General features: G+C 42.2%; 18 protein-coding genes and 1 riboswitch. Of the genes, 12 read left to right on the top strand and 6 right to left on the bottom strand.

From position 1 onward, the window contains the following. Window positions 1-107: 107 nt before the first annotated feature. Window positions 108-250, top strand: a riboswitch (yybP-ykoY riboswitch). A gap of 73 nt (window positions 251-323) precedes the next feature. From BLV99_RS09390 to recJ, 6 genes are all read left to right on the top strand, one after another. After that, window positions 324-899 carry a TMEM165/GDT1 family protein gene (locus BLV99_RS09390; RefSeq protein WP_092689962.1) on the top strand — a complete coding sequence of 192 codons (576 nt, stop codon included), beginning with the start codon at window positions 324-326 and terminating at the stop codon, window positions 897-899. Between the two features lie 182 nt (window positions 900-1,081). Continuing rightward, window positions 1,082-1,879, top strand: coding sequence for an oxygen-binding di-iron domain-containing protein (locus tag BLV99_RS09385; protein WP_004650768.1), 798 nt, complete (start codon window positions 1,082-1,084; stop codon window positions 1,877-1,879). Window positions 1,880-2,113: 234 nt separating this feature from the next. Then, a complete protein-coding gene (guaB, locus tag BLV99_RS09380) occupies window positions 2,114-3,580 on the top strand; it encodes an IMP dehydrogenase (protein ID WP_092689959.1) in 1,467 nt (488 codons plus the stop codon). A gap of 127 nt (window positions 3,581-3,707) precedes the next feature. Next, window positions 3,708-5,039, top strand: a complete 1,332-nt coding sequence (glmM, locus tag BLV99_RS09375; RefSeq protein WP_092689957.1) for a phosphoglucosamine mutase — start codon at window positions 3,708-3,710, stop codon at window positions 5,037-5,039. Window positions 5,040-5,048: 9 nt separating this feature from the next. Next, complete coding sequence (gene pdxH / locus BLV99_RS09370; RefSeq protein WP_092689954.1) at window positions 5,049-5,705, top strand: pyridoxamine 5'-phosphate oxidase; 657 nt, start codon at window positions 5,049-5,051, stop codon at window positions 5,703-5,705. Further along, window positions 5,706-7,409, top strand: coding sequence for a single-stranded-DNA-specific exonuclease RecJ (gene recJ / locus BLV99_RS09365; protein ID WP_092689951.1), 1,704 nt, complete (start codon window positions 5,706-5,708; stop codon window positions 7,407-7,409). A gap of 53 nt (window positions 7,410-7,462) precedes the next feature. On the opposite strand, the gene BLV99_RS09360 is transcribed toward recJ, so the two are convergent. Both BLV99_RS09360 and BLV99_RS09355 read right to left on the bottom strand, forming a co-directional pair. Continuing rightward, a complete protein-coding gene (locus BLV99_RS09360; RefSeq protein ID WP_092689948.1) occupies window positions 7,463-8,251 on the bottom strand; it encodes a putative porin in 789 nt (262 codons plus the stop codon). A gap of 323 nt (window positions 8,252-8,574) precedes the next feature. After that, entirely contained in the window at window positions 8,575-9,432 is an 858-nt protein-coding gene (locus BLV99_RS09355) for a putative porin (RefSeq protein ID WP_092689946.1), read from the bottom strand. Window positions 9,433-9,617: 185 nt separating this feature from the next. On the opposite strand from BLV99_RS09355, the gene prfB reads away from it, so the two are divergent. From prfB to BLV99_RS09330, 5 genes are all read left to right on the top strand, one after another. Continuing rightward, a protein-coding gene (gene prfB / locus BLV99_RS09350; protein ID WP_139243538.1) for a peptide chain release factor 2 occupies window positions 9,618-10,713 on the top strand; the annotation gives its coding sequence in 2 pieces (ribosomal slippage) (window positions 9,618-9,689 and window positions 9,691-10,713; 1,095 coding nt in all). Window positions 10,714-10,944: 231 nt separating this feature from the next. Next, window positions 10,945-11,247, top strand: coding sequence for an ArsR/SmtB family transcription factor (locus tag BLV99_RS09345; RefSeq protein WP_074947601.1), 303 nt, complete (start codon window positions 10,945-10,947; stop codon window positions 11,245-11,247). 39 nt (window positions 11,248-11,286) lie between these two features. Further along, on the top strand, window positions 11,287-12,363 hold the full coding sequence (locus BLV99_RS09340; RefSeq protein ID WP_092689943.1) for an alkene reductase: 1,077 nt from the start codon (window positions 11,287-11,289) through the stop codon (window positions 12,361-12,363). 110 nt (window positions 12,364-12,473) lie between these two features. Next, complete coding sequence (locus BLV99_RS09335) at window positions 12,474-13,754, top strand: 3-deoxy-D-manno-octulosonic acid transferase (protein WP_092689940.1); 1,281 nt, start codon at window positions 12,474-12,476, stop codon at window positions 13,752-13,754. A gap of 174 nt (window positions 13,755-13,928) precedes the next feature. Continuing rightward, the gene (locus BLV99_RS09330; protein ID WP_092689937.1) at window positions 13,929-14,642 is read left to right on the top strand and encodes a 16S rRNA (uracil(1498)-N(3))-methyltransferase; all 714 of its coding nucleotides are present in this window, start codon (window positions 13,929-13,931) and stop codon (window positions 14,640-14,642) included. Here the strand turns inward: BLV99_RS09330 and BLV99_RS09325 are convergent. Beyond that, window positions 14,625-15,602, bottom strand: a complete 978-nt coding sequence (locus BLV99_RS09325; protein ID WP_092689935.1) for a mechanosensitive ion channel family protein — start codon at window positions 15,600-15,602, stop codon at window positions 14,625-14,627. The genes BLV99_RS09330 and BLV99_RS09325 overlap by 18 nt on opposite strands. 111 nt (window positions 15,603-15,713) lie before the next feature. Further along, the gene (locus tag BLV99_RS09320) at window positions 15,714-16,295 is read right to left on the bottom strand and encodes a DUF805 domain-containing protein (RefSeq protein ID WP_092689932.1); all 582 of its coding nucleotides are present in this window, start codon (window positions 16,293-16,295) and stop codon (window positions 15,714-15,716) included. Window positions 16,296-16,584: 289 nt separating this feature from the next. Between BLV99_RS09320 and acs the strand changes: the two genes are divergently transcribed. After that, on the top strand, window positions 16,585-18,528 hold the full coding sequence (gene acs / locus BLV99_RS09315; protein ID WP_092689931.1) for an acetate--CoA ligase: 1,944 nt from the start codon (window positions 16,585-16,587) through the stop codon (window positions 18,526-18,528). A 331-nt stretch (window positions 18,529-18,859) separates the two neighbouring features. Here acs and sfnG read toward each other — a convergent pair whose 3' ends face one another. Further along, window positions 18,860-19,972, bottom strand: coding sequence for a dimethylsulfone monooxygenase SfnG (sfnG, locus tag BLV99_RS09310; RefSeq protein ID WP_092689928.1), 1,113 nt, complete (start codon window positions 19,970-19,972; stop codon window positions 18,860-18,862). 29 nt (window positions 19,973-20,001) lie between these two features. Then, complete coding sequence (gene msuE, locus BLV99_RS09305) at window positions 20,002-20,736, bottom strand: FMN reductase (protein WP_092689925.1); 735 nt, start codon at window positions 20,734-20,736, stop codon at window positions 20,002-20,004. Window positions 20,737-20,759: the final 23 nt, after the last annotated feature.

Below are 20,759 nucleotides of genomic sequence, written 5' to 3'. Positions count from 1 at the left end.
AAACCCTGCTTAGGCAGGGTTTTTTATTGGGGGAAATTCATTGCTTTATATTTCGTGGGCAAAAAGAAAATCTGATTTGAAAAAAAATGCTGTGTAAATTACACTAGCACTACTTCATTGGGGAGTAGCCGCTTTTTACGCAATGTAAAAAGGTGATGGTCAACATAATTGTTCAACAGAACATGGTCATCATAGCAAAGAACCAATTCAGCTTTTCAAAAAGCTTTTTTTGTTGGCAAGACCTTTGATTTATTACTCTGCAGATTTTTGGCTAGCAGGAGTGGTAAGTCATCGGCAAATTTTGCTAGCCAGAGAAAGTTCATATGTATGAGTTCCTGATCTCGACCGCAATTGTTGCGCTTGCTGAAATGGGTGATAAAACCCAGTTATTGGCACTCTTGCTCGCAGCACGCTTCCGTAAACCGATTCCAATTTTATTGGCCATTTTACTGGCAACCTTATTAAATCATGGTATTTCAGCCGTTCTAGGTCAGTGGATTACCACGATTCTTAGCCCCGATGTGTTGCTTTGGATTGTATCGCTTGGTTTTATTGCCATGGCACTGTGGATGCTGGTTCCAGACCAACTGGATGACGAAACCGACAGTATTAATAAATGGCAAAAATATGGTGTGTTTGGTGCCACGTTTGTGCTGTTTTTTCTCGCAGAAATAGGTGATAAAACTCAAGTGGCAACCATAGCCTTAGCTGCACGTTTTGACAGCATTTTCTGGGTGATGGCGGGTACAACAGTCGGGATGATGATTGCCAATGCTCCAGCAGTCTTTATTGGTGATAAGCTGGCAGATAAGTTACCCATTTCACTGATTCATAAAATTGGTGCAAGCATATTCTTGCTGATTGGTGTTGCAACTTTAGTCCAACATTATTTCTTTTAAACCTGTGTTAGGGTAGAAATCCTTGCGTTTTTGTCGGGATTTTTACCCGCTTAAATGTGGCACAATTTACTGATAAATTTAAGAATATTTAAACACATGTTTATTGTAAATTTCTACAATTCCATATATGTTGTGAGGGATTAAAAGGGCAACTTTAAAACAATATTTTTGGGGAATAGGGTATGGCGTTTGACCGCACTACATCACAAGTGTTATTTGATAATGGCACACATAAATGTATTAGCTTTACCAGCCTAGTCAAAGGTGAAGGTGTACAAGCGAACCAATTTCTAATTCTGGATAACGAGCGTGCAGCAGTACTTGATCCAGGCGGTGATTTAACCTATGTCCCTTTGACCATGGAACTGAATAAGTATACCCGTTTGACCAATCTTGATTATGTCATGGCATCGCATCAAGATCCCGATATTATTACTTCTATGCCACGTTGGTTGGTCTATACCGAAGCCAAAGTGGTGGCATCTAAACTTTGGGCACGTTTCTTACCGCATTTGAACTCTGCATTTATGAGTGACCGAATGAAAGGTGGATGGTTGGAACGCTTGATCGAATTGCCAGACCACGGTGGGATCATTCCATTGGGCGAATCAAAAATTATTGTTGTTCCTGCCCATTTTCTACATTCCGTTGGTAACTTCCAATTTTACGATCCGATTGCAAAAATTTTATTTTCAGGTGATATGGGGGCATCGATGGTGGATGATGCCAATAAGCCATTGGAAAATTTTGCTTCGCATATTCCGAAAATGAAATCTTTTCATCAGCGTTATATGTGTTGCAATAAAATCATTCGTTTATGGGTGAAAATGGTGCGCACCATGGATGTTGAAATGATCGTCCCGCAACACGGTACACCTTTTATCGGGAAAGAGCAGGTCAATCAATTTTTGGATTGGATTGAAACGTTAGAGTGCGGTACAGACTTGATGGATGAGTCGGTCTTTACCTGCCCAACTTAATTAATGTCATCCCTTTGCCATACCTGACAAGGATGTTCTGTATGGCAAGCCAAACGTCTTCCGCTGCGTAGCTTAAAAGAAGCAGGCGTGGATAAAGTCTATTGATGATAATTTCTAGAAAAATTGATGAATATTCAGCAATGTAAATTTATTTTACCTCGCTGTTTGAAATTAACATGAATAAAACTGTTTTTTTGTTTATAATAGCGCACGGAAATTACCAGTGAGACTGTTATGTTGACCATCGTTCAAGAAGCGCTAACCTTCGATGATGTCTTATTACTCCCTGCCTACTCAACTGTCCTCCCAAAAGATGTCTCTCTAAAGACACGCCTAACTCGTGGCATTAATCTGAATATCCCGCTTATTTCAGCTGCAATGGATACTGTGACAGAATCACGTATGGCAATTGCGATGGCACAAAATGGTGGTATTGGCATCCTGCATAAAAACATGGATATTTCTGCGCAAGCAGCTGAAGTACGCCGTGTGAAAAAATTTGAAGCAGGAATGGTGAAAGATCCCATCACTGTGACCCCAGAAACCACGGTTCGCGAACTCATTGCAATCACTCAAGCCAACAATATCAGCGGTGTACCTGTTGTTAAAGATGGTAAAGTAGTCGGTATTGTGACGGGTCGTGATACACGTTTCGTGACCAATTTAGAACAGCCTGTAAGTAACATCATGACTGGTCAAGACCGTCTGGTGACGGTTCGTGAAAACGAATCTAAAGAAAATATCCAAGCTTTATTACAAAAAAATCGTATTGAAAAAGTATTGGTGGTGGGCGACAACAACGAGCTGAAAGGTTTAATTACGGTTACAGATTTCCGTAAAGCAGAACTTTATCCAAACAGCTGTAAAGATGATTTAGGTCGTTTACGTGTCGGTGCCGCAGTTGGTACTGGCATTGAAACACCTGCACGTGTTGAAGCATTGGTTGATGCGGGTGTCGATGCGATTGTGGTTGATACAGCGCATGGTCACTCTGCGGGCGTGATTGAACGAGTGCGTTGGGTGAAAGCAAACTATCCGCAAGTTCAAGTGATTGGCGGTAATATTGCAACAGGTGATGCTGCATTGGCATTACTCGATGCAGGTGCAGATGCGGTTAAAGTCGGTATTGGTCCGGGTTCAATTTGTACCACACGTATTGTTGCTGGTATTGGCATGCCGCAAATCTCTGCGATTGACAGCGTTGCCAATGCATTGAAAGACCAAATTCCACTGATTGCTGATGGCGGTATCCGCTTCTCGGGTGATATGGCAAAAGCGATTGGCGCGGGCGCAAGCACGATTATGGTCGGTTCAATGTTGGCAGGGACTGAAGAAGCACCGGGCGAAGTTGAATTTTTCCAAGGTCGTTACTACAAAGCATACCGTGGTATGGGCTCATTGGGTGCGATGGCAGGGGCTACAGGTTCTGCAGACCGTTATTTCCAAGATGCTAAAGCGGGTCAAGAAAAACTGGTACCAGAAGGGATTGAAGGTCGTGTGCCTTATAAAGGCCCGATGGGTAACATTGTGCATCAAATGATGGGTGGTTTACGTTCATCGATGGGCTATACCGGTTCTGCTGTAATTGAAGATCTTCGCCAAAATGCCAAGTTCGTCAAAATTACCTCGGCAGGAATGTCTGAATCTCATGTACATGATGTGACCATTACCAAAGAAGCACCGAACTATCGTGTGGGTTGATTTTTAGTAATTCGTTTCATGAAAAAGCCGTCATTTATATGACGGCTTTTTTGATTTTGGTGTAAAGTAATTATGGAAAAAATTGGATGATGAATTTCATCGTAGATGTATAAGAAGTGAGTGAAAAATGAGTTATTTTGGAACAGATGGTATCCGTGGGAAGTTTGGGGAACTTCCAATTACGCCTGAATTTGCACTCAAGCTTGGCTTTGCAGCAGGTAAAGTTTTAAAAAAAATGAGCAATAGAAAAAAACCCATTGTTGTTTTAGGCAAAGATACCCGTTTATCGGGCTATATTTTAGAATCAGCATTACAGGCCGGTCTCAATGCCGCTGGGGTTTATGTCCATTTATTAGGGCCCTTGCCAACCCCCGCGATTGCACATTTAACCCGTGCTTTACATGCCAGTTTAGGCATTGTGATTTCAGCTTCACATAATCCTTATTATGATAATGGGATTAAGTTTTTCTCAAGTGAAGGCAAAAAACTGCCCGATGACGTTCAAGAAGCGATTAATCAAGAACTTGAAAAAGAATTAAAGATTGAAGATACCGCAAATTTGGGTAAAAGTGTTCGTGTCAAAGATGCCAATGGTCGTTACATTGAATTTTGTAAATCGACATTTCCCTACCATTTTGACCTAAGCAATTTAAAAATTGTGGTGGACTGTGCCAATGGGGCAGCCTATAACGTAGGTCCTGCGGTATTTAAAGAATTAGGCGCTAAAATTGTTGCGCTCTATAACGAACCCGATGGTTTAAACATCAATGAACAGTGTGGTTCAACCCATCCTGAAAAATTGCAAAAAGCCGTGCTTCACCATCATGCAGATTTAGGAATTGCCTTTGATGGCGATGCTGACCGCGTCATTTTGGTCGACAAACATGGTGAATTGGTTGATGGCGACAGTATTTTATATATTCTTGCCACTCAAGCCAGTCATAAACCCGCAGGAATTGTCGGTACAGTGATGAGTAATATGGCACTGGAATTGGCTTTGGAAAAAGCACAAGTGCCATTTGTTCGTGCCAGCGTGGGTGACCGTTATGTGTTGCAAGCATTGGATGAAAAAGGTTGGGTGATTGGTGGTGAACCTTCAGGACATATTCTGACTTTAGATAAAAGCACCACAGGTGATGCAATTATTGCCGCTTTACAAGTCTTGACCGTGATGGTCGAACAGAAAAAAGCCTTGCATGAATTGGTTGCCGACTTCCACTTATTGCCGAATGTCTTGGTCAATGTCCGTTTAGAGGCAATGTTTGACCCGTATGCGGTTCCTGCTTTGGTTACAGAGTTTGAAAAAGCGGAAGCACAGCTCAAAGGTCGTGGACGTTTATTGATTCGTAAATCAGGCACTGAGCCAGTGATTCGTGTCATGGTGGAAGGGGATGATCTGCAAGAAGTTACGGCTTTAGCCAATCATCTTGCAGATGCTGTACGTGCCAACGCTGCTTAAGGTAAGTCTATGGATGATGTGATTAAAGACTTAAGCGAACTGCGCTTAAGTTATCAAAAAGATGAATTACATGAAACTCAGGTGGATGAAAATCCACATCAGCAGTTTTTAAATTGGTTTAATGCTGCTTTAGCCGCGCACTTGCATGAACCTTATGCCATGTCTTTGGCAACGGCAAATGCACAGGGTCGTCCGCATGTACGTACCGTATTATTGCGTGGTGCAACTGAAGCAGGTTATGACTTTTATAGTAATTATGACAGTCAAAAAGGCCTAGATTTAATTAGCAATCCATATGCGGAATTGTTGTTTTATTGGCCTGAATTGGAACGTCAAATTCGTGTCAGTGGTAAGGTTGAAAAGATCTCTTTAGCGGAGTCAACGGACTATTATCATAAACGTCCACGTGATAGCCAAATTGCAGCGCACATTAGTACGCCGCAAAGTGGTGTTATTGTCAGCCGTGAAGAATTACAAACACGTTTCCAAGCCTTGCATGAACAAGTGACAGAAAAAGCCGAGCTGGCTAAACCCGAATTTTGGGGGGGCTATCGTTTGCTGCCCGATTATTATGAATTTTGGCAAGGTCGTCCAAACCGTTTACATGACCGTTTAAGTTATGAAAAAATCGATGGTCTATGGACCTTACAACGACTTATGCCTTAAATGCCAAAAACATTGATTCAGCAACGTCCTTTGATTACACGCCCTGAAAATATTCAGGGCGTGTCGCCATTTATTGCCCAAATTTTAGCGCGTCGTGGGGTGCAATCAGCACAAGAACTAGAGTTTAAACTGAAGCATTTACTTGCGCCCAATATGAAAGGTTTAGAGCAAGCCATTCAAATTATTGACCAAGCGATTGATCAAAATAAAAAAATCATCATTGTCGGTGACTATGATGCCGATGGGGCAACCAGTACTGCTTTGATGGTTTTAGCCCTACGCGATATGGGTGCCAAGGTCGAATATTTGGTTCCTGACCGTTTTAAATATGGTTATGGCTTAACAGCCAAAATTGCCGATTTAGCGTTTAGTCGCTATCAACCGGATCTGCTGATTACGGTCGATAATGGTATTTCAAGTCATGCCGGTGTCGAACAAGCGCAGGCTCATGGCATGCAAGTGATTATTACCGATCACCATCTGACCACCAAAGAAACACCCAATGCTGAAGCGGTGGTGAACCCGAATCAATTGGGCTGTGAGTTTCCAAGTAAAGCCTTGGCAGGGGTTGGGGTTGCATTTTACCTGTTGGCACGACTGTCGAGTTATCGCAGTCAATTGGGTAAATCGACCAGTAAAGTGACCCAGTATTTAGACTTGGTGGCTTTAGGCACTTATGCGGATGTGGCAAGTTTAGATTATAACAACCGAATTTTGGTGGATGCGGGGGTGAAACGGATCCAGCAAAATCAATGCCGTGCAGGAATCAGCGCGCTTTTGGATATTGCAGGACGTGACCCCGCACAGCTTAAAGCACAAGATTTAGGCTTTGTTTTGGGGCCTCGGGTGAATGCCGCAGGGCGGATGGAAACCATGGACATTGGCATTGAATGTCTATTGGCGCAGGATATGCAAACGGCTTATCCACTGGCACAGCAACTGAATGATTTAAATGTTGAGCGTCGCCAAGTCGAATTGCAAATGAAGCAGCAGGCTTTGGTTGAACTGGAAAAATTGCAGTTAGATCAGCAGCATTTACCTGCCACGTTGGTGATGTTTGATGAACACTGGCATCAGGGAGTGATTGGCATTGTCGCAGGGCGTTTGAAAGAACAATTTCATCGTCCAAGTATTGTGTTTGCAGCAGATGATGATGGGATTCATATCAAAGGTTCTGCTCGGTCGATCGACGGTGTGCATATTCGTGATGCCATCGAGATGATTGCAGAGCAATATCCACATTTGGTCAGTCACTTTGGTGGACATGCCGCGGCAGCAGGTTTAACCCTTCAGAAAGTGCATTTTGAGCAATTTAAGCAGGCTTTTGAGCAATTAATCTCGACCATGGATGAGTCACTGTTTCATGCCACTGTATGGACGGATGGTGAATTAGCAATAGAAAATTTTCAACTTGAAACGGTTCAGTTGCTACAAAATTTAACCCCTTGGGGGCAAAAATTTCCATCGCCTATTTTTGAAGGTGTGTTTAAAGTGCTGGATTCTCGTTGGTTGAAAGACAGCCATTTAAAATTACGCTTGGCTTTAGACAATGGGCAAATGGTCGAGGCGATTGCTTTTAATGCCCGTGAGAAATTTGAATTTGATGCACTGCAAGATCATGTCCGATTGGTTTATGAATTGGACAAAAATGAATTTAATGGCAAGGTGAGTTTGCAATTGCGGGTCATACATTTAGAGCATTAAAAAAACCGCTCATTTGAGCGGTTTTTTTATGAAAAGAGTCTATTTTTGTTTGTTTAGAAGCGGTATTTCGCAGCGACACCAAATGAGTTGTAGTCGTTGTTACCGACTTCACCAAAACCAACACGACCTTCAAGGCTGACTTGTTGATTCAAGAATTTACGTGCATTAATTCCAAATTCGCTTTGATCAGTGAGATCGTTATTGCGGTAGTCGGCACCAATGCTAAGTGTTTTATCAATGAAGTAATCTGCAGCAAGGTTGTATTCGTCTAGATCACCAAATGCAGCACCCGCTTCTAAGTTAATGTCTTTGCCATTGCTGAGTGTAGTCACGTATTTAGCACGCAGTGTTGGATCTACACCGTCATCCTTGTCGTTATCATAACCTTTCACACCCGCGGCAATTAATAAGCCTGGTGCAGGAAGATAACCGACTTCAGCGGCATAATACGTGGTATCGAAGTCATATTTTTGACCGAGAGCATTACGATATTCAGCATTGTTACGGCTGATATCACCACCTAGATAAAAATCTGAGTTTGGAACATAGAATTCAGCACCAATACCATAGGTATTGTTATCGACGTCACCCTGATCGGCAAATGTTGCATGGGCATTTACGTTGCTGGCACGGTCAAGGAATGCTGCCTCTGCAAGTGGGGCATTACGCGTTTGTACAGGGTTAAAGTAATAAGTACCATCTACACCAAAAGCATTGCCTGAACCACCATTATCAGGGTCAAGATAAGCTGCTGATGCGCCTACTTCAGCTTGGTATGCATGAGCTGTACCTGTAAGAACAAGTGCTGAAAGTACAGCAGATGCGATTGCTAGTTTTTTCATGGATACTACCCCTCAAATTTATGGTTAAAATTAATACATTTTTTGTTACAACTTTTAGTCTAGAGCAAAATGAAACGAGGTCAATCATTGCAGAGTTACAGAAATGTTGCGAACGTAATGTTATGTAAATTATTGGTATTAAATAATTGTAAATTAAGTAATTATTAAAATGTTTTGTTTTATTAAAATTGTGGATATTTTGTGGATTTAATGGATTTTTCTATAAAAAATTAAGCATTTTGTAACATTTTAATTTTTTAGAAATATAAAAGCACCCTCGATTGAGCATGCTTTTATCTGCATTTTAGCGCTGGTTTTTAAGCTTAGAAGCGGTAAGTTGCATTGATATTCAATGCTTGAATATCATCACCAAAACCCACTGCGCCACCGACTGCGAAGTTAGAATTGATGAAATATTTCGAACGAATGGAGAAGAAATCAGCATCATCTTCTCCATCATCAATAATGCTATATGCCGCACCAAAGCTAAAGGCATGATCGAGGTAATAGTCGGCAGCAACCATCACTGAGTCTGTATCGCCAAAAGCGCCATTTGTCTCTAAATTAATAAATTGACCTTGCGCTAGAGGGGCAACATATTTAGCACGGACTGCGAAACGGTTTTCATCATGGTCATTATCGCCTTGAAAACCATCAATCCCCGCAGCGAATAATAGGTTAGATATAGGCATATAGCCGACAAGTGCACGATAGGTCGTGGTGTCCTTGTCAGCGCTTGCTGTATGGGTCATGCCTAAGGCCGTTACGGTTGCTTCAGCTTTGTCTTGAACCAGACCCAGTTCACCGGCAAAATAGAATTGTTCATAGAAGTATTCCATACCCGCAGCGATACTGTGGCTGTCATATTCTGCTGTACCAACAGCAGCTATAGGGAAGTCAAAGAACTTAGAGACATCCACAGTTTGGGTGTCCAAATATTCATAACCATATTGGGCATATACATGACTGTTATGACCGAGAAATGCAGCTTCATTGAAAGGACTATTTTTTGTATCCACTGGCTCGAAATAGAATGTGCCTTTTAAATCGAATTGACCATTCGAATCAATCCAGTCACTATCGTGATCAAAATAGCTAAAGCCAGCATCGACTTGAGCATTATAAGCAAAACTTGAAGATGACATTACAGCAAGACCCAACGCGAATAAACTGCGTTTCATAAAACCCCCAAACGGTTATTGTTATAAAGAAATTGTAATAATGTTTAAAAAACATGCGCATTGTTCATAAATAATACATTTTGGTCAAGCACTTAGACAAAAATAATCCTGCTCAAATTCCTTGAATGCTCTGTGATATAATTTGCGGCTATTTAAGCCTAATATGCTGATTGAGAGTAATTCACGTGGAAATTAATCCTTATCTAAACCAATTAAAAGACTTAAACGACCGTGGTCAAACACTACGGGGGTATCTTTGACTACGATCTGAAGAAAGAGCGTTTAGAAGAAGTTCTCCGTGAATTGGAAGATCCAAGTATTTGGAATGACCAAGCCCGTGCTCAAGCCATGGCCAAAGAAAAAGGTGAGCTTGAAAACGTCCTAAATGTATTAGAAGATTTATCGACTCAACTAGATGATGCACAAGCATTGCTTGATTTGGCAGTTGAAGCGGATGATGAAAGTTTACTTGAAGATGTGCAAGCCGAGTTAACCACTGCTGAAGAAGAGTTAGCGAAACTTGAATTCCGTCGTATGTTTAGCAATCCTATGGATCCAAATCCATGCTACGTCGAAATTCAGGCGGGTTCTGGCGGTACAGAAGCACAAGATTGGGCATCAATGCTGCTGCGTATGTATTTGCGTTGGATTGAACGTCATGGCTTTAAAGCGGAATTGATGGAAGAATCGGACGGTGATGTGGCAGGGATTAAGTCGGCCACCATTCGTGTCGAAGGCGAGTATGCTTATGGTTGGTTACGTACTGAATCAGGCGTACACCGTTTAGTGCGTAAATCACCTTTTGACTCGGGTAACCGTCGTCATACTTCATTCTCTGCGGTATTTGTTTCGCCTGAAGTGGATGACAACATTGAGATTGACATCAATCCAGCCGATGTCCGTACCGATACTTATCGTGCATCAGGGGCAGGTGGTCAGCACATTAACAAAACCGACTCTGCGGTGCGTTTAACCCATGCGCCAACAGGTATTGTGGTGGCGTGTCAGAACCAGCGTTCACAACATGCCAACCGTGATCATGCTTGGAAACAGTTACGTGCAAAACTCTATGAACGAGAAATGCAAATTCGTAATGATGCCGCGAAAGCTCTAGAAGATACCAAATCTGATATTGGTTGGGGCAGTCAGATTCGTTCATATGTACTGGATGACTCACGCATTAAAGATTTGCGTACTGGTGTGGAAAGTTCCAATACAGGTGCTGTACTGGATGGTGATTTGGATAAATTTATTGAAGCCAGTTTAAAACAAGGTCTTTAAGTTTATTCCTGAAAAACAGAGGCTAGTCCTCTGTTTTTTTAACGGTAAAATTGGGTTAGATGAGTGAATTCATTCATTGATCAGACAATGTTAGAATAGAATAAAGTTGTACAAAATTTTAGCAATTTACAAAAAGAATCCTTGTATCGAAAAATAACGATATTAATATCGTAAAAAATAGATATAATGAATTCTAGGTAAGGTGCTGATCATGAACATGAGTGAAATGAGATGGACACAGAAGCAATTTATAAAGCCTTAGCCAACCCGATTAGACGTCAGATTCTGCAATGTTTAAAAGAACCTAAACGTTTTATTTCCGCTGAAGAATGTGGAAATGATTTTAGTCGTGGGGTGTGTGCAGGGCACATGGAAAAAATTGCCGATATTTCTCAATCGACCATGTCCAATCATTTATCTGTTCTGCAACAAGCAGGGCTGATTCATGTAACCAAATATGGGCAATGGTCTTATTTCTCACGTAATGAAGCACTGATCCAAGAATTTTTACAACATTTACAGCACGCGCTTTAGACTTCACTAAGTCCAAGCAAGCTGTGAGAGGATTGCTTGATGACAGATTTTTCAACACCAATTCAATTTGGTGAACTCAAACTTAAAAACCGTGTGGTGATGGCGCCCTTAACACGTAGTCGTGCAACGACTGATCGTGTACCTACAGCAATGATGGCTGAATATTATGCACAACGTGCAAGTGCTGGTTTAATCATTTCTGAAGCGATTGTGATTTCTGAAGCAGCCAATGGTTATGAAAAAACACCGGGACTTTTTAGCGATGCTCAAGTTGACGGTTGGAAAGTAGTGACCGATGCAGTACATGCCAAAGACGGTTTAATTGTTGCACAATTATGGCATGTGGGGCGTGTTTCACATCCTGATTTACTGGATGGTGACACACCTGTTTCTGCAAGCAATGTGCAGCAAAAAGGTCAAGTCAGTTTATTGCGTCCGAAACGTGATTATGTAGTACCACGTCCACTTGAAATTACTGAAATTCAAACGATTGTTGAACAATATAAACAGTCTGCTATTCGTGCCAAAGCCGCAGGTTTTGATGGTGTGGAATTGCATGCGGCCAATGGTTATTTAATTGACCAGTTCCTGCAAAGTTCGACCAATCAGCGTGAGGATAGCTATGGTGGTTCTGTTGAAAACCGTGCGCGTTTTTTGCTTGAAGTGGTGGATGCTTTAATTGAAGTTTGGGGTGCAGGCCGTGTCGGTGTACATTTGGCACCACGTGGTGATGAGCATGACATGGGCGATGCGAACCCGAAACAAACCTTTGGTTATGCCATGCAAGAATTGGGTCAACGTCACATTGCGTTCTTCTTTACCCGTGAATATATTGATGCGGGAAGCATTAGCCTTGACATGAAACAGCGTTCAAATGGTGTGCCGTATATTGCCAATATGCGTTTAAGCCGTGAGGATGCATTAGATTTATTGGCATCGGGTCAAGCCGAAGCCGTGTCTTTTGGTAAAGACTATATTTCTAATCCAGACCTTTTTGAACGTTTAGTGGATGATGAGCCGCTGAATGAATTGAAGTTGCAAAACATGATTGGAACAGATGTAGCAGAAGGCTATATTGACTATCCATTTTTCAAAAAGCAGTTCGCTGAAAGCTAATTTTATCCCTATACACAGCAGAATAAATCATTTGGCAGAGCAGAATTCATTAACATGTGAAGGCTGCTCTGTTATATTTTGCCGATTCAATCATATTTGAGGCAATTTGTTTGGCTACTCCTTTTTGGTACAACGCAGCATTATCCATGATCAAGCCATTGTATAAATGGCGAATAAAAAAACGTGCGTTGAATATGGAGCAGTTGCAACAAGAATGCCTTGAGCGCTTTGGCCCTTTTCAACAGCCCAAAAACCGCAATGCAATATGGTTTCATGTGGTTTCTGTTGGGGAAACCAATGCCGCACAACCGTTAATTGAACACTATTTAAAATTGGGTCATGCTGTTTTAGTGACCAATACCACCAAAACGGGTCAAGCCCGTGCTAAATCACTCTTTTTAAAAGCACCGTATCAGTCTTTGTTCCAAGCGGTGTATTTGCCTGCCGATCAGAAACAATTGGTACGGGCGTTCTATCAAAAATATCAGCCCAAAGTATTGGTTTTGGTCGAAACAGAGATTTGGCCCAATTTAATTGATCAAGCCAAACACTTTGATGTGCCTTGTTTATTGATCAATGCACGTCTTTCGGAAAAATCAGCCCAAGGTTATGCCAAAGTGCCACGTTTAACCCAAGGTATGTTGAGTGGATTAGACCGCTTACTGGCACAAGATCAAGCCACTTTACAGCGTTACCTAAATTTAGGCATGGCTGCAAGTAAAAGTCAGGTCTTGGGCAGTATTAAGTTTGATATTCATGCCCCTGAAAGTTTCATCCAACAGGCTGAGCAATTAAAACAAGGGTGGAATTTAACAGCGCGTAAAATCATTACCCTTGCCAGTACGCATGCGCCCGAAGAACAAAAATTACTGACCGCTTTAAAGCCTTATTTAAGCCAATGTCCAGAGCTGTTGGTGATAGTTGTACCACGTCATCCTGAACGCTTTGATGAAGTCTTTCAGTTGGCACAGGACTTACAACTTAAAACACAGCGGCGCAGTTTAGGGCAGAGTATCGCAGCGGATACTCAAGTCTATTTGGCTGATAGCATGGGCGAGATGTGGTTGTGGTATGCCTTAAGTCAAGTCTGTTTTGTCGGCGGTTCATTGAATGAACCGGGTGGCGGTCATAATATTTTAGAGCCTATTGCGCTCCATGTACCGACGGTGTTGGGCAAAAAATATTTTAATTTCCAAACCATTGTCGATGAGTTTTTGGCTGTTGAAGGCGTAACCGTTGTAGAAGATGCCGAGCAAGCGGCTCAAGTTCTAATTGAACTGTTGACCGATAAAGCTAAAGCCGAAAAACTCAACATTGCAGCGCAGCAGATCATGCAGAAAAATACAGGTTCTTTAGCAAAGCATATTACAGTGATAGATCAGTATCTTTAGAAACAATTTGAGATCACATTACTCACGACTTCAAAAGTCTGGCTAGGTTCTTATTTTTTCGTGTAGGTCTTTCCTACTTTTAAAAGATGAGAAGCACTGCTTCGCAAGGTAGCAAAATCCTGTGCGGTAGCTGAATATGTCTATGCGCCTATTTTTTTATCTTGTTTGGATTTTATGAATATCGTCCTGTTAGACCCACGCCAAACCGAATCCGAGCTTTGGTCGATTACATCGAAACGTCAGCTTGAGCATTTAAAACAGCATGTGAATGTGCAAGTCGGTGACTGTCTCAAAGTTGGCATTCGAGAAGGGCAGCGTTACTTGACCGAAATTGTCGAAGTGACTGAACAAGCAGTCAAACTTAAACCGATTCAAATTGAAGCGGTTCCAGCAAAATTACCCGTGACTTTAATTTTAGCCATGCCACGCCCCAAAGTTCTGCGCCGTTTAATGATGGATAGTGTCACCTTAGGGGTAGAAAAAATAATTCTTTTGCACAGTTATCGGGTGGATAAAAGTTATTGGCAAACGCCATTTTTGCAACAATTGGATCAATATGTGACGCTTGGTCTGGAACAAGCAGGGGATACGGTTGCCCCGCAGATTGAAATCTATAAACGCTTTAGACCTTTTGTTGAAGATGTCTTACCCAGTTTGATTACAGCGGATTGTCCTGCTTATGTAGCACATCCTTATGCAGAGCGCAAAATGCCATTTGCCATTGAGCATGCCTGTACGATTGTGATTGGGCCTGAAGGCGGTTTTATTCCTTATGAGATTGATTTGCTCACAGAAAACGGCTGCCAGGCATTCAGCTTAGGCAACCGCATTTTGCGTACTGAAACCGTAATTTCTTATGTGCTCGGTCGCTTATTTAGCGCGAGCTGATGCATCGTCCTGTATGGCTGCATCACCACGATACACTTTGACTTCCTGTACTGGGTAAGGAATCGAAATGTGCTGTTCAGCAAAGGCTTGAATTACTTGTTCTTGAACGGTACTGATGGATGTCGAGGTCGCAGTTTCCGTAGTATCGACCCACCAGCGTACATTCAGATTAATTGAAAAATCGGCCAGTGCACTGACATTGACACTAAATGCCGGTTGGCTCAGGATGCTGACATCTCGATCCAGAATGGCCATGATAATATTTTTGGCTTTTTGAATATCATCTTCATAACCAATACCGACCACAAATTCACAGCGACGACGTTGATAGGCGGTATTGACTGTAACTGGACTGGTATAGACTGTGGCATTTGGAATGACGATACGACGACCATCGGGTGAGCGTAAATAGGTGGCACGAATTTGAATATCTTCAACGGTGCCTTCCATGCCTGACACAATAATGTCATCACCAATTTTGAACGGTTCACTCAATAAAATTAGAATACCGGAAAGCAAATTTTGGAAGATGTCTTTGAAGGCAAAACCGATGGCGACCGAACCAATACCCAGTGCGCTCATGAGCTGGCTGGGAGTGAATCCTGGAATCGCAATCACCATAGCAATTAGGAAACCAAGGAACATAATGACAGAACTACCGACGCGATTGAGCACCAGAACTAAGTTCTGCCGAGTATAAGAGCGGTCGGCTAAGGTTTTACGCACAAAGAATTTAAAGACTTTGACCAACAGTAAAAAAAGACTAAAAACCACGATGGCGATGCATAAATAAGGCACACGTTCCCAAAATCCATCGACAAATTTATCGATGGTGGAATAGGCATCATTATATTTCGCGGTATGTGCGATGACGGTTTCTGCTGTTTTCTCAGTTGCTTCATGTAGAAGTTGAGAGGTGCCTTGAGTCACTTCCCTCAAGGCATTATTTTGTTCAGCCACAGGACTTCCGAGTTTGGGTTGATTGTTGCGTATTTTGCCTGAAACTGACGGGGAATTTAACCAAAACTCAGGGCTTTTGCTGTAGTTTTGTGAAAAAATGCTGTGTGTATTTTAAAAATATTCACTGCCTTTTTGAATGACGTTTTGTGGCATGTCTAATTCACCTGCACCAAGCATATAAGACAGCATGCTGCTTGAAGCCAAAAAACTGAGTAACATCAGAATAATCATCAGCCACGCTAAGATTTTTTCCCAAACGGGTGTTTCGCGTGGTAGACCATAGCTGTTGATATCTGCCGTGCCTGAACCTAATAGTAAATACAAGCCCAGCAAAATATTCAGCACGGGCAGTATAAACAATAAAATAAACCAGCCACTTCGGTTCATGTCATGTAAACGGCGCACAGTAATCACCATTAAAAAATAGAGATACAGCAGCAAAATCACCACAAAACCTAGACCCGCAATACCCGTTAATGTATTGACCAACTGATTGTCCATCGACAGGGTATTGAGATTAAAAATACCCAAGGTGAGGCTTAAGGCAATGGTGGCTAAAAAGGTTGCTAAATGGACAAAAGCATACCAGCCGATTGAACTCAAACGCCCAAAACGACCTTGCGGTGACAAAGGATTATCTTTACGCGTTGCTTGAGGTCTGGAAAAAAAAGGAGCTGAGTCTTGCGGGTTCATACACTTTCCTAAAATAAGGCTGCGCTAAGACAATCGTGTATTTGATAAAGTAGTCAGTGCAGCTTGTGGTTAAATTATAAGGTTAAAAGAACAGATCAGATACGAATCAGACGATTATTTTGTTGAATACGATAAGGTGTTTATGTTTTAAATTGTATAAATAAACTACGACCAAAGCATGATTGAAGTGGTTGAAAAATAATCGCCATACTGTGAATATGCAATGAATAAAATCAATAACGTGGCATAGCATCTCGTGATGAGATGAATAAGATCAAGGAAGTAAATAATGAAAGAAATCTATCCTGTACCCGAAGAATTTAAAAAAACTGCTCGTCTTGTAGAATCTGAATATTTCGAGCGTTATCAGCAATCCATTGATCAGCCAAATGAGTTTTGGGCCGAACAAGCCCATAAACTGGATTGGATTAAACCTTTTACTCAAGTCAAAAATACCAGTTTTAACAAAGACAACTTTAAAATCGAATGGTTTGCTGATGGGCAGCTCAACCTCAGTGCCAATTGCTTAGATCGACATTTAAAAGAACACCCGCATAAACCTGCGATTATTTGGGAAGGCGATCATCCTTCACGACATAAAATTATTTCTTTTAAAGAACTACATGATGAAACTTGTCGTTTTGCCAATGTATTAAAGAAACACGGTGTGGGCAAAGGCGACCGTGTCGTACTGTATATGCCCATGGTTTCTGAAGCGGCCATTTCAATGTTGGCGTGTGCTCGAATTGGGGCGGTACATTGTGTGGTTTTTGGTGGCTTCTCACCCGATGCCTTGGCGAGTCGAATTGAAGACAGTCAAGCCAAAATTGTGATTACCGCAGATTCAGGGATGCGTGGCGGTAAGCCCATTCCACTGAAAGAAAATGTCGATGCTGCACTGCAAGTTCAGGGCACTGAATCGGTTCAAAATGTGATTGTAGTGCATCGTACAGGCAATCCGGTTGAGTTAAAAGCAGGGCGTGACCTGTGGTATCACATGGAAATCATGTCGGTCAATGAAGTTTGCCCACCGGAGCCGATGAATGCAGAAGATCCACTGTTTATTCTGTATACCTCTGGTTCAACTGGTAAACCGAAAGGTGTATTGCATACTACAGGCGGCTATCTCACCTATGTGAATTCAACGTTCCGTGAAGTCTTCGATTTAAAACAAGATGATGTGTTTTGGTGTACCGCTGATGTTGGCTGGATTACTGGACATTCTTATGTCCTGTATGGCCCTTTATCCAATGGTACGACCACGCTGATGTTTGAAGGTGTACCGCAGTATCCGACTTGGGCACGTACTGGTCATATTGTCGATAAGCACAATGTCACCATCCTTTATACCGCCCCGACTGCCATTCGCGCCATGATGCGTGAAGGTGATCGCTTTGTTCGGGAAAGTGACCGCAGTAGTCTACGTTTGATTGGATCGGTGGGTGAGCCCATTAATCCAGAGGCATGGAATTGGTACTATACCGTGGTGGGTGAAAGCCGCTGTCCTGTTGTCGATACATGGTGGCAAACGGAAACAGGCGGTATTTTAATTTCCCCTTTACCGGGAGCCACGGATTTAAAACCGGGGTCTGCAACGCGTCCCTTGTTTGGCATACAACCGGCCATTGTCGATGCTGAAGGTCATGAACTAGAAGGTGAGGCCGAAGGTAACTTGGTGATCAAGGATTCTTGGCCGGGTCAAATGCGCACCATTTGGGGCGATCCTGAGCGTTTTATTGAAGCCTATTTTTCAACTTATCCGGGTGTTTATTTCACTGGAGATGGCGCACGGCGTGACAAAGATGGCTATTACTGGATTACAGGACGTGTGGACGATGTACTAAATGTCGCTGGACACCGTTTAGGCACAGCAGAAGTCGAAAGTGCCTTGGTTGCCCATGAAGCTGTTGCAGAAGCGGCTGTGGTGGGTATGCCGCATGAGATTAAAGGACAAGGGATTTGCTCTTTTGTCACTTTGCAAGCGGGTACAGAGGAATCAGAAGAATTACGCAAAGAATTGGTTGATTGGGTACGTAAAATTTTGGGTCCGATTGCCACACCAGATGCACTGCATTGGGCACCTGCTTTGCCCAAAACCCGTTCTGGTAAAATCATGCGTCGTATTTTAAGAAAAATTGCCGCCAATGAGTTAGATAGTTTAGGCGATACTTCCACCTTGGCTGAGCCACAAGTGGTCGAAGCTTTAATCCTCACGGTGCACCCCAATAGATAAATTGTGTACTGATACCGTCTGATGGCTCAGGCGGTATTTTTATTTGCATTCGATGAACTGAATCGCATATTTAAAAAAAATGGTTTTCATACCTTCAAATAACTTATGTGTGTCACATGCATGAATTCAATATTTTCTAAAGTCTATTTTTAAAATTTTGGTTTTACAAGCTGCTGGTATTGCTCCCAAAATGACGGATGAAAGAAGTCTATTCCTTTTAAAAATAAATATTGAACACTGAATTGAATGTGCATAAAAAATCCCCTCAAGCCGAGCCTTGTGGGGAATGGAGAGTACCTTTTATTGTTATTATTATGCTGTGCGCACGTGGTTAAGCTGACTTCGCTTGAATTGTAAGTTGTTGCTGTTGTTTTACTTCAAGTTCACGAATCAAGGGTAAAACTTTCTGACCAAAATATTCGACCTCTTCAATAAAGTGTAAAAAGCCAGACAGAACCAAATCGACTCCCACACTTTTTAACGCAACAATACGTTCTGCAATTTGTTGCGGTGTGCCAATTAGATTGGTTTTAAAGCCATCGTTATACTGGACTAAATCTTCAAAGGTTGATTTTGCCCAGTTACCTTCACCTTCAGTGGTTGAGGCACCCGCTTCACGTGTGGCATTACCAAATGCATTGACCGCTTGAATATTGGCTTTATCAACAATTTCTTGCAGTACTGCCTGTGCTTCTTCTTCAGTATCACGGGCAATAATAAAGGCATTGACGCCAATTTTGACCTTATGACCATTCAGTTTGGCTTTTTCACGAATGTCATCAATTTGCTTTTTCAATTCCTCCGTTGTATTGCCATTGGTAAAGTACCAATCGGAAACACGCGATGCCATATCACGAGCAGCACGTGAGCTGCCTCCTTGAAAGATTTCGATATGCGGTTTCTGCATTGGTTTTGGCTTTAAGCTGTAATCTTTAAATTGGTAATATTTACCCTCAAAACTAAAATGATCTTCAGTCCAAACACCTTTTAAACAACGGATAAATTCCTCAGAACGTACATAGCGTTGATCATGTTCTGGCCATTCTTCACCAATGGCATCGAACTCGCCACGGAACCAACCACTCACCACATTAATTGCGATACGACCCTCAGTCAGATGGTCAATGGTGGCCAATTGTTTTGCGGCTAAAGCGGGTTTCCAAGGACCTGGCAAAATTGCCGCAATCACTTTCAGCTTTTCAGTTTTTGCCAATAGCCCGTGGCTGAAACTCACAGATTCATGCTGATTGTCCGCACCATAACCCGCAGTAAAACGAATTTGGGTGAGGGCATAGTCGAAACCACTTTTTTCTGCGGCTTGTGCTAAACGCACGTTATATTCATAGCTCCAATCTGTGCGCTGTGTGATATTACTGACCACCAAACCACCGCTGACATTCGGAACCCAATAGGCAAAAGTAATCTTTTGATTTGGTTGAATCATATCTATACCCTCTCGCTGGATGTATTCACTTAGGCCACTTGAGGCTTTGGTGCTTTTTTATGATGTAGACGAGATTCTGCGGCATCTAAATTGGGTACTGCGGCAGAAGGTAAAACGTCATCTTGCTCAATTTGTGTATTGATGCCCAAGTTTTGGTTGGCCAGTTGAGTTTTTTCTTTCACCACTTCTGCACGTTGACCTTTCGCTGGTGCCCATTCCAAAATAGGCAATGCACGTGCGACAGCCAAAGTAATACGGTCACGCAAGAATGCACTGTGAATGCTGTATTCAGGAGTAAAATCTTTATCTGTTGCATAGACACCAATTGGTAAAGTCTGTGCTTGGAAGAAGCTAAACAATGGACGTAATTGATGTTCAAGGACCAAAGCATGACGTTCACTACCACCCGATGCAGCTAAAAGAACAGGTACATCAACCAACGCAGTTTGTTCAATAAAGTCAAAAAAGTGCTTAAAAAGACCCGTAAAAGAAGCACGATAAACAGGTGTTCCTACAATGAGGGCATCGGCAGCTTCAACCGCAGCCAAGTCATCTTGTACCCGTTGTGGCAATTGATTACGGTAAATGGCACCCCCGAGTAAATGACCAATTTCACTGAATTTAATAAAATGCACATGAATGGGGGTAGCTTCGCCTAATTCATTGAGAATTTCTTGTACTAAAGCTTCTGTTTTAGATGGGTTATTTAAACCGCCTGATACAGCGACAATGTTAAGCGGTTTTTGTTGATTAAGAATGGTCATGAAGGTAGAACCTAGGTTGAATC

Source organism: Acinetobacter kyonggiensis, assembly GCF_900107285.1.
Classification (GTDB): domain Bacteria; phylum Pseudomonadota; class Gammaproteobacteria; order Pseudomonadales; family Moraxellaceae; genus Acinetobacter; species Acinetobacter kyonggiensis.
The sequence above is the reverse complement of the archived record's forward strand: the minus strand, read 5'-3'. Positions and strand labels throughout refer to the sequence as shown.

Excerpts from the sequence above, each read along its gene's own strand:
- BLV99_RS09355 (WP_092689946.1), bottom strand. The coding sequence starts at position 9,432 with ATGAAACGCAGTTTATTCGCGTTGGGTCTTGCTGTAATGTCATCTTCA.
- BLV99_RS09330 (WP_092689937.1), top strand. The coding sequence starts at position 13,929 with ATGAATATCGTCCTGTTAGACCCACGCCAAACCGAATCCGAGCTTTGG.
- BLV99_RS09360 (WP_092689948.1), bottom strand. The coding sequence starts at position 8,251 with ATGAAAAAACTAGCAATCGCATCTGCTGTACTTTCAGCACTTGTTCTT.
- BLV99_RS09320 (WP_092689932.1), bottom strand. The coding sequence starts at position 16,295 with ATGAACCCGCAAGACTCAGCTCCTTTTTTTTCCAGACCTCAAGCAACG.
- BLV99_RS09345 (WP_074947601.1), top strand. The coding sequence starts at position 10,945 with ATGGACACAGAAGCAATTTATAAAGCCTTAGCCAACCCGATTAGACGT.
- pdxH (WP_092689954.1), top strand. The coding sequence starts at position 5,049 with ATGGATGATGTGATTAAAGACTTAAGCGAACTGCGCTTAAGTTATCAA.
- acs (WP_092689931.1), top strand. The coding sequence starts at position 16,585 with ATGAAAGAAATCTATCCTGTACCCGAAGAATTTAAAAAAACTGCTCGT.
- recJ (WP_092689951.1), top strand. The coding sequence starts at position 5,706 with ATGCCAAAAACATTGATTCAGCAACGTCCTTTGATTACACGCCCTGAA.
- BLV99_RS09385 (WP_004650768.1), top strand. The coding sequence starts at position 1,082 with ATGGCGTTTGACCGCACTACATCACAAGTGTTATTTGATAATGGCACA.
- BLV99_RS09390 (WP_092689962.1), top strand. The coding sequence starts at position 324 with ATGTATGAGTTCCTGATCTCGACCGCAATTGTTGCGCTTGCTGAAATG.
- sfnG (WP_092689928.1), bottom strand. The coding sequence starts at position 19,972 with ATGATTCAACCAAATCAAAAGATTACTTTTGCCTATTGGGTTCCGAAT.
- msuE (WP_092689925.1), bottom strand. The coding sequence starts at position 20,736 with ATGACCATTCTTAATCAACAAAAACCGCTTAACATTGTCGCTGTATCA.
- BLV99_RS09340 (WP_092689943.1), top strand. The coding sequence starts at position 11,287 with ATGACAGATTTTTCAACACCAATTCAATTTGGTGAACTCAAACTTAAA.
- guaB (WP_092689959.1), top strand. The coding sequence starts at position 2,114 with ATGTTGACCATCGTTCAAGAAGCGCTAACCTTCGATGATGTCTTATTA.
- glmM (WP_092689957.1), top strand. The coding sequence starts at position 3,708 with ATGAGTTATTTTGGAACAGATGGTATCCGTGGGAAGTTTGGGGAACTT.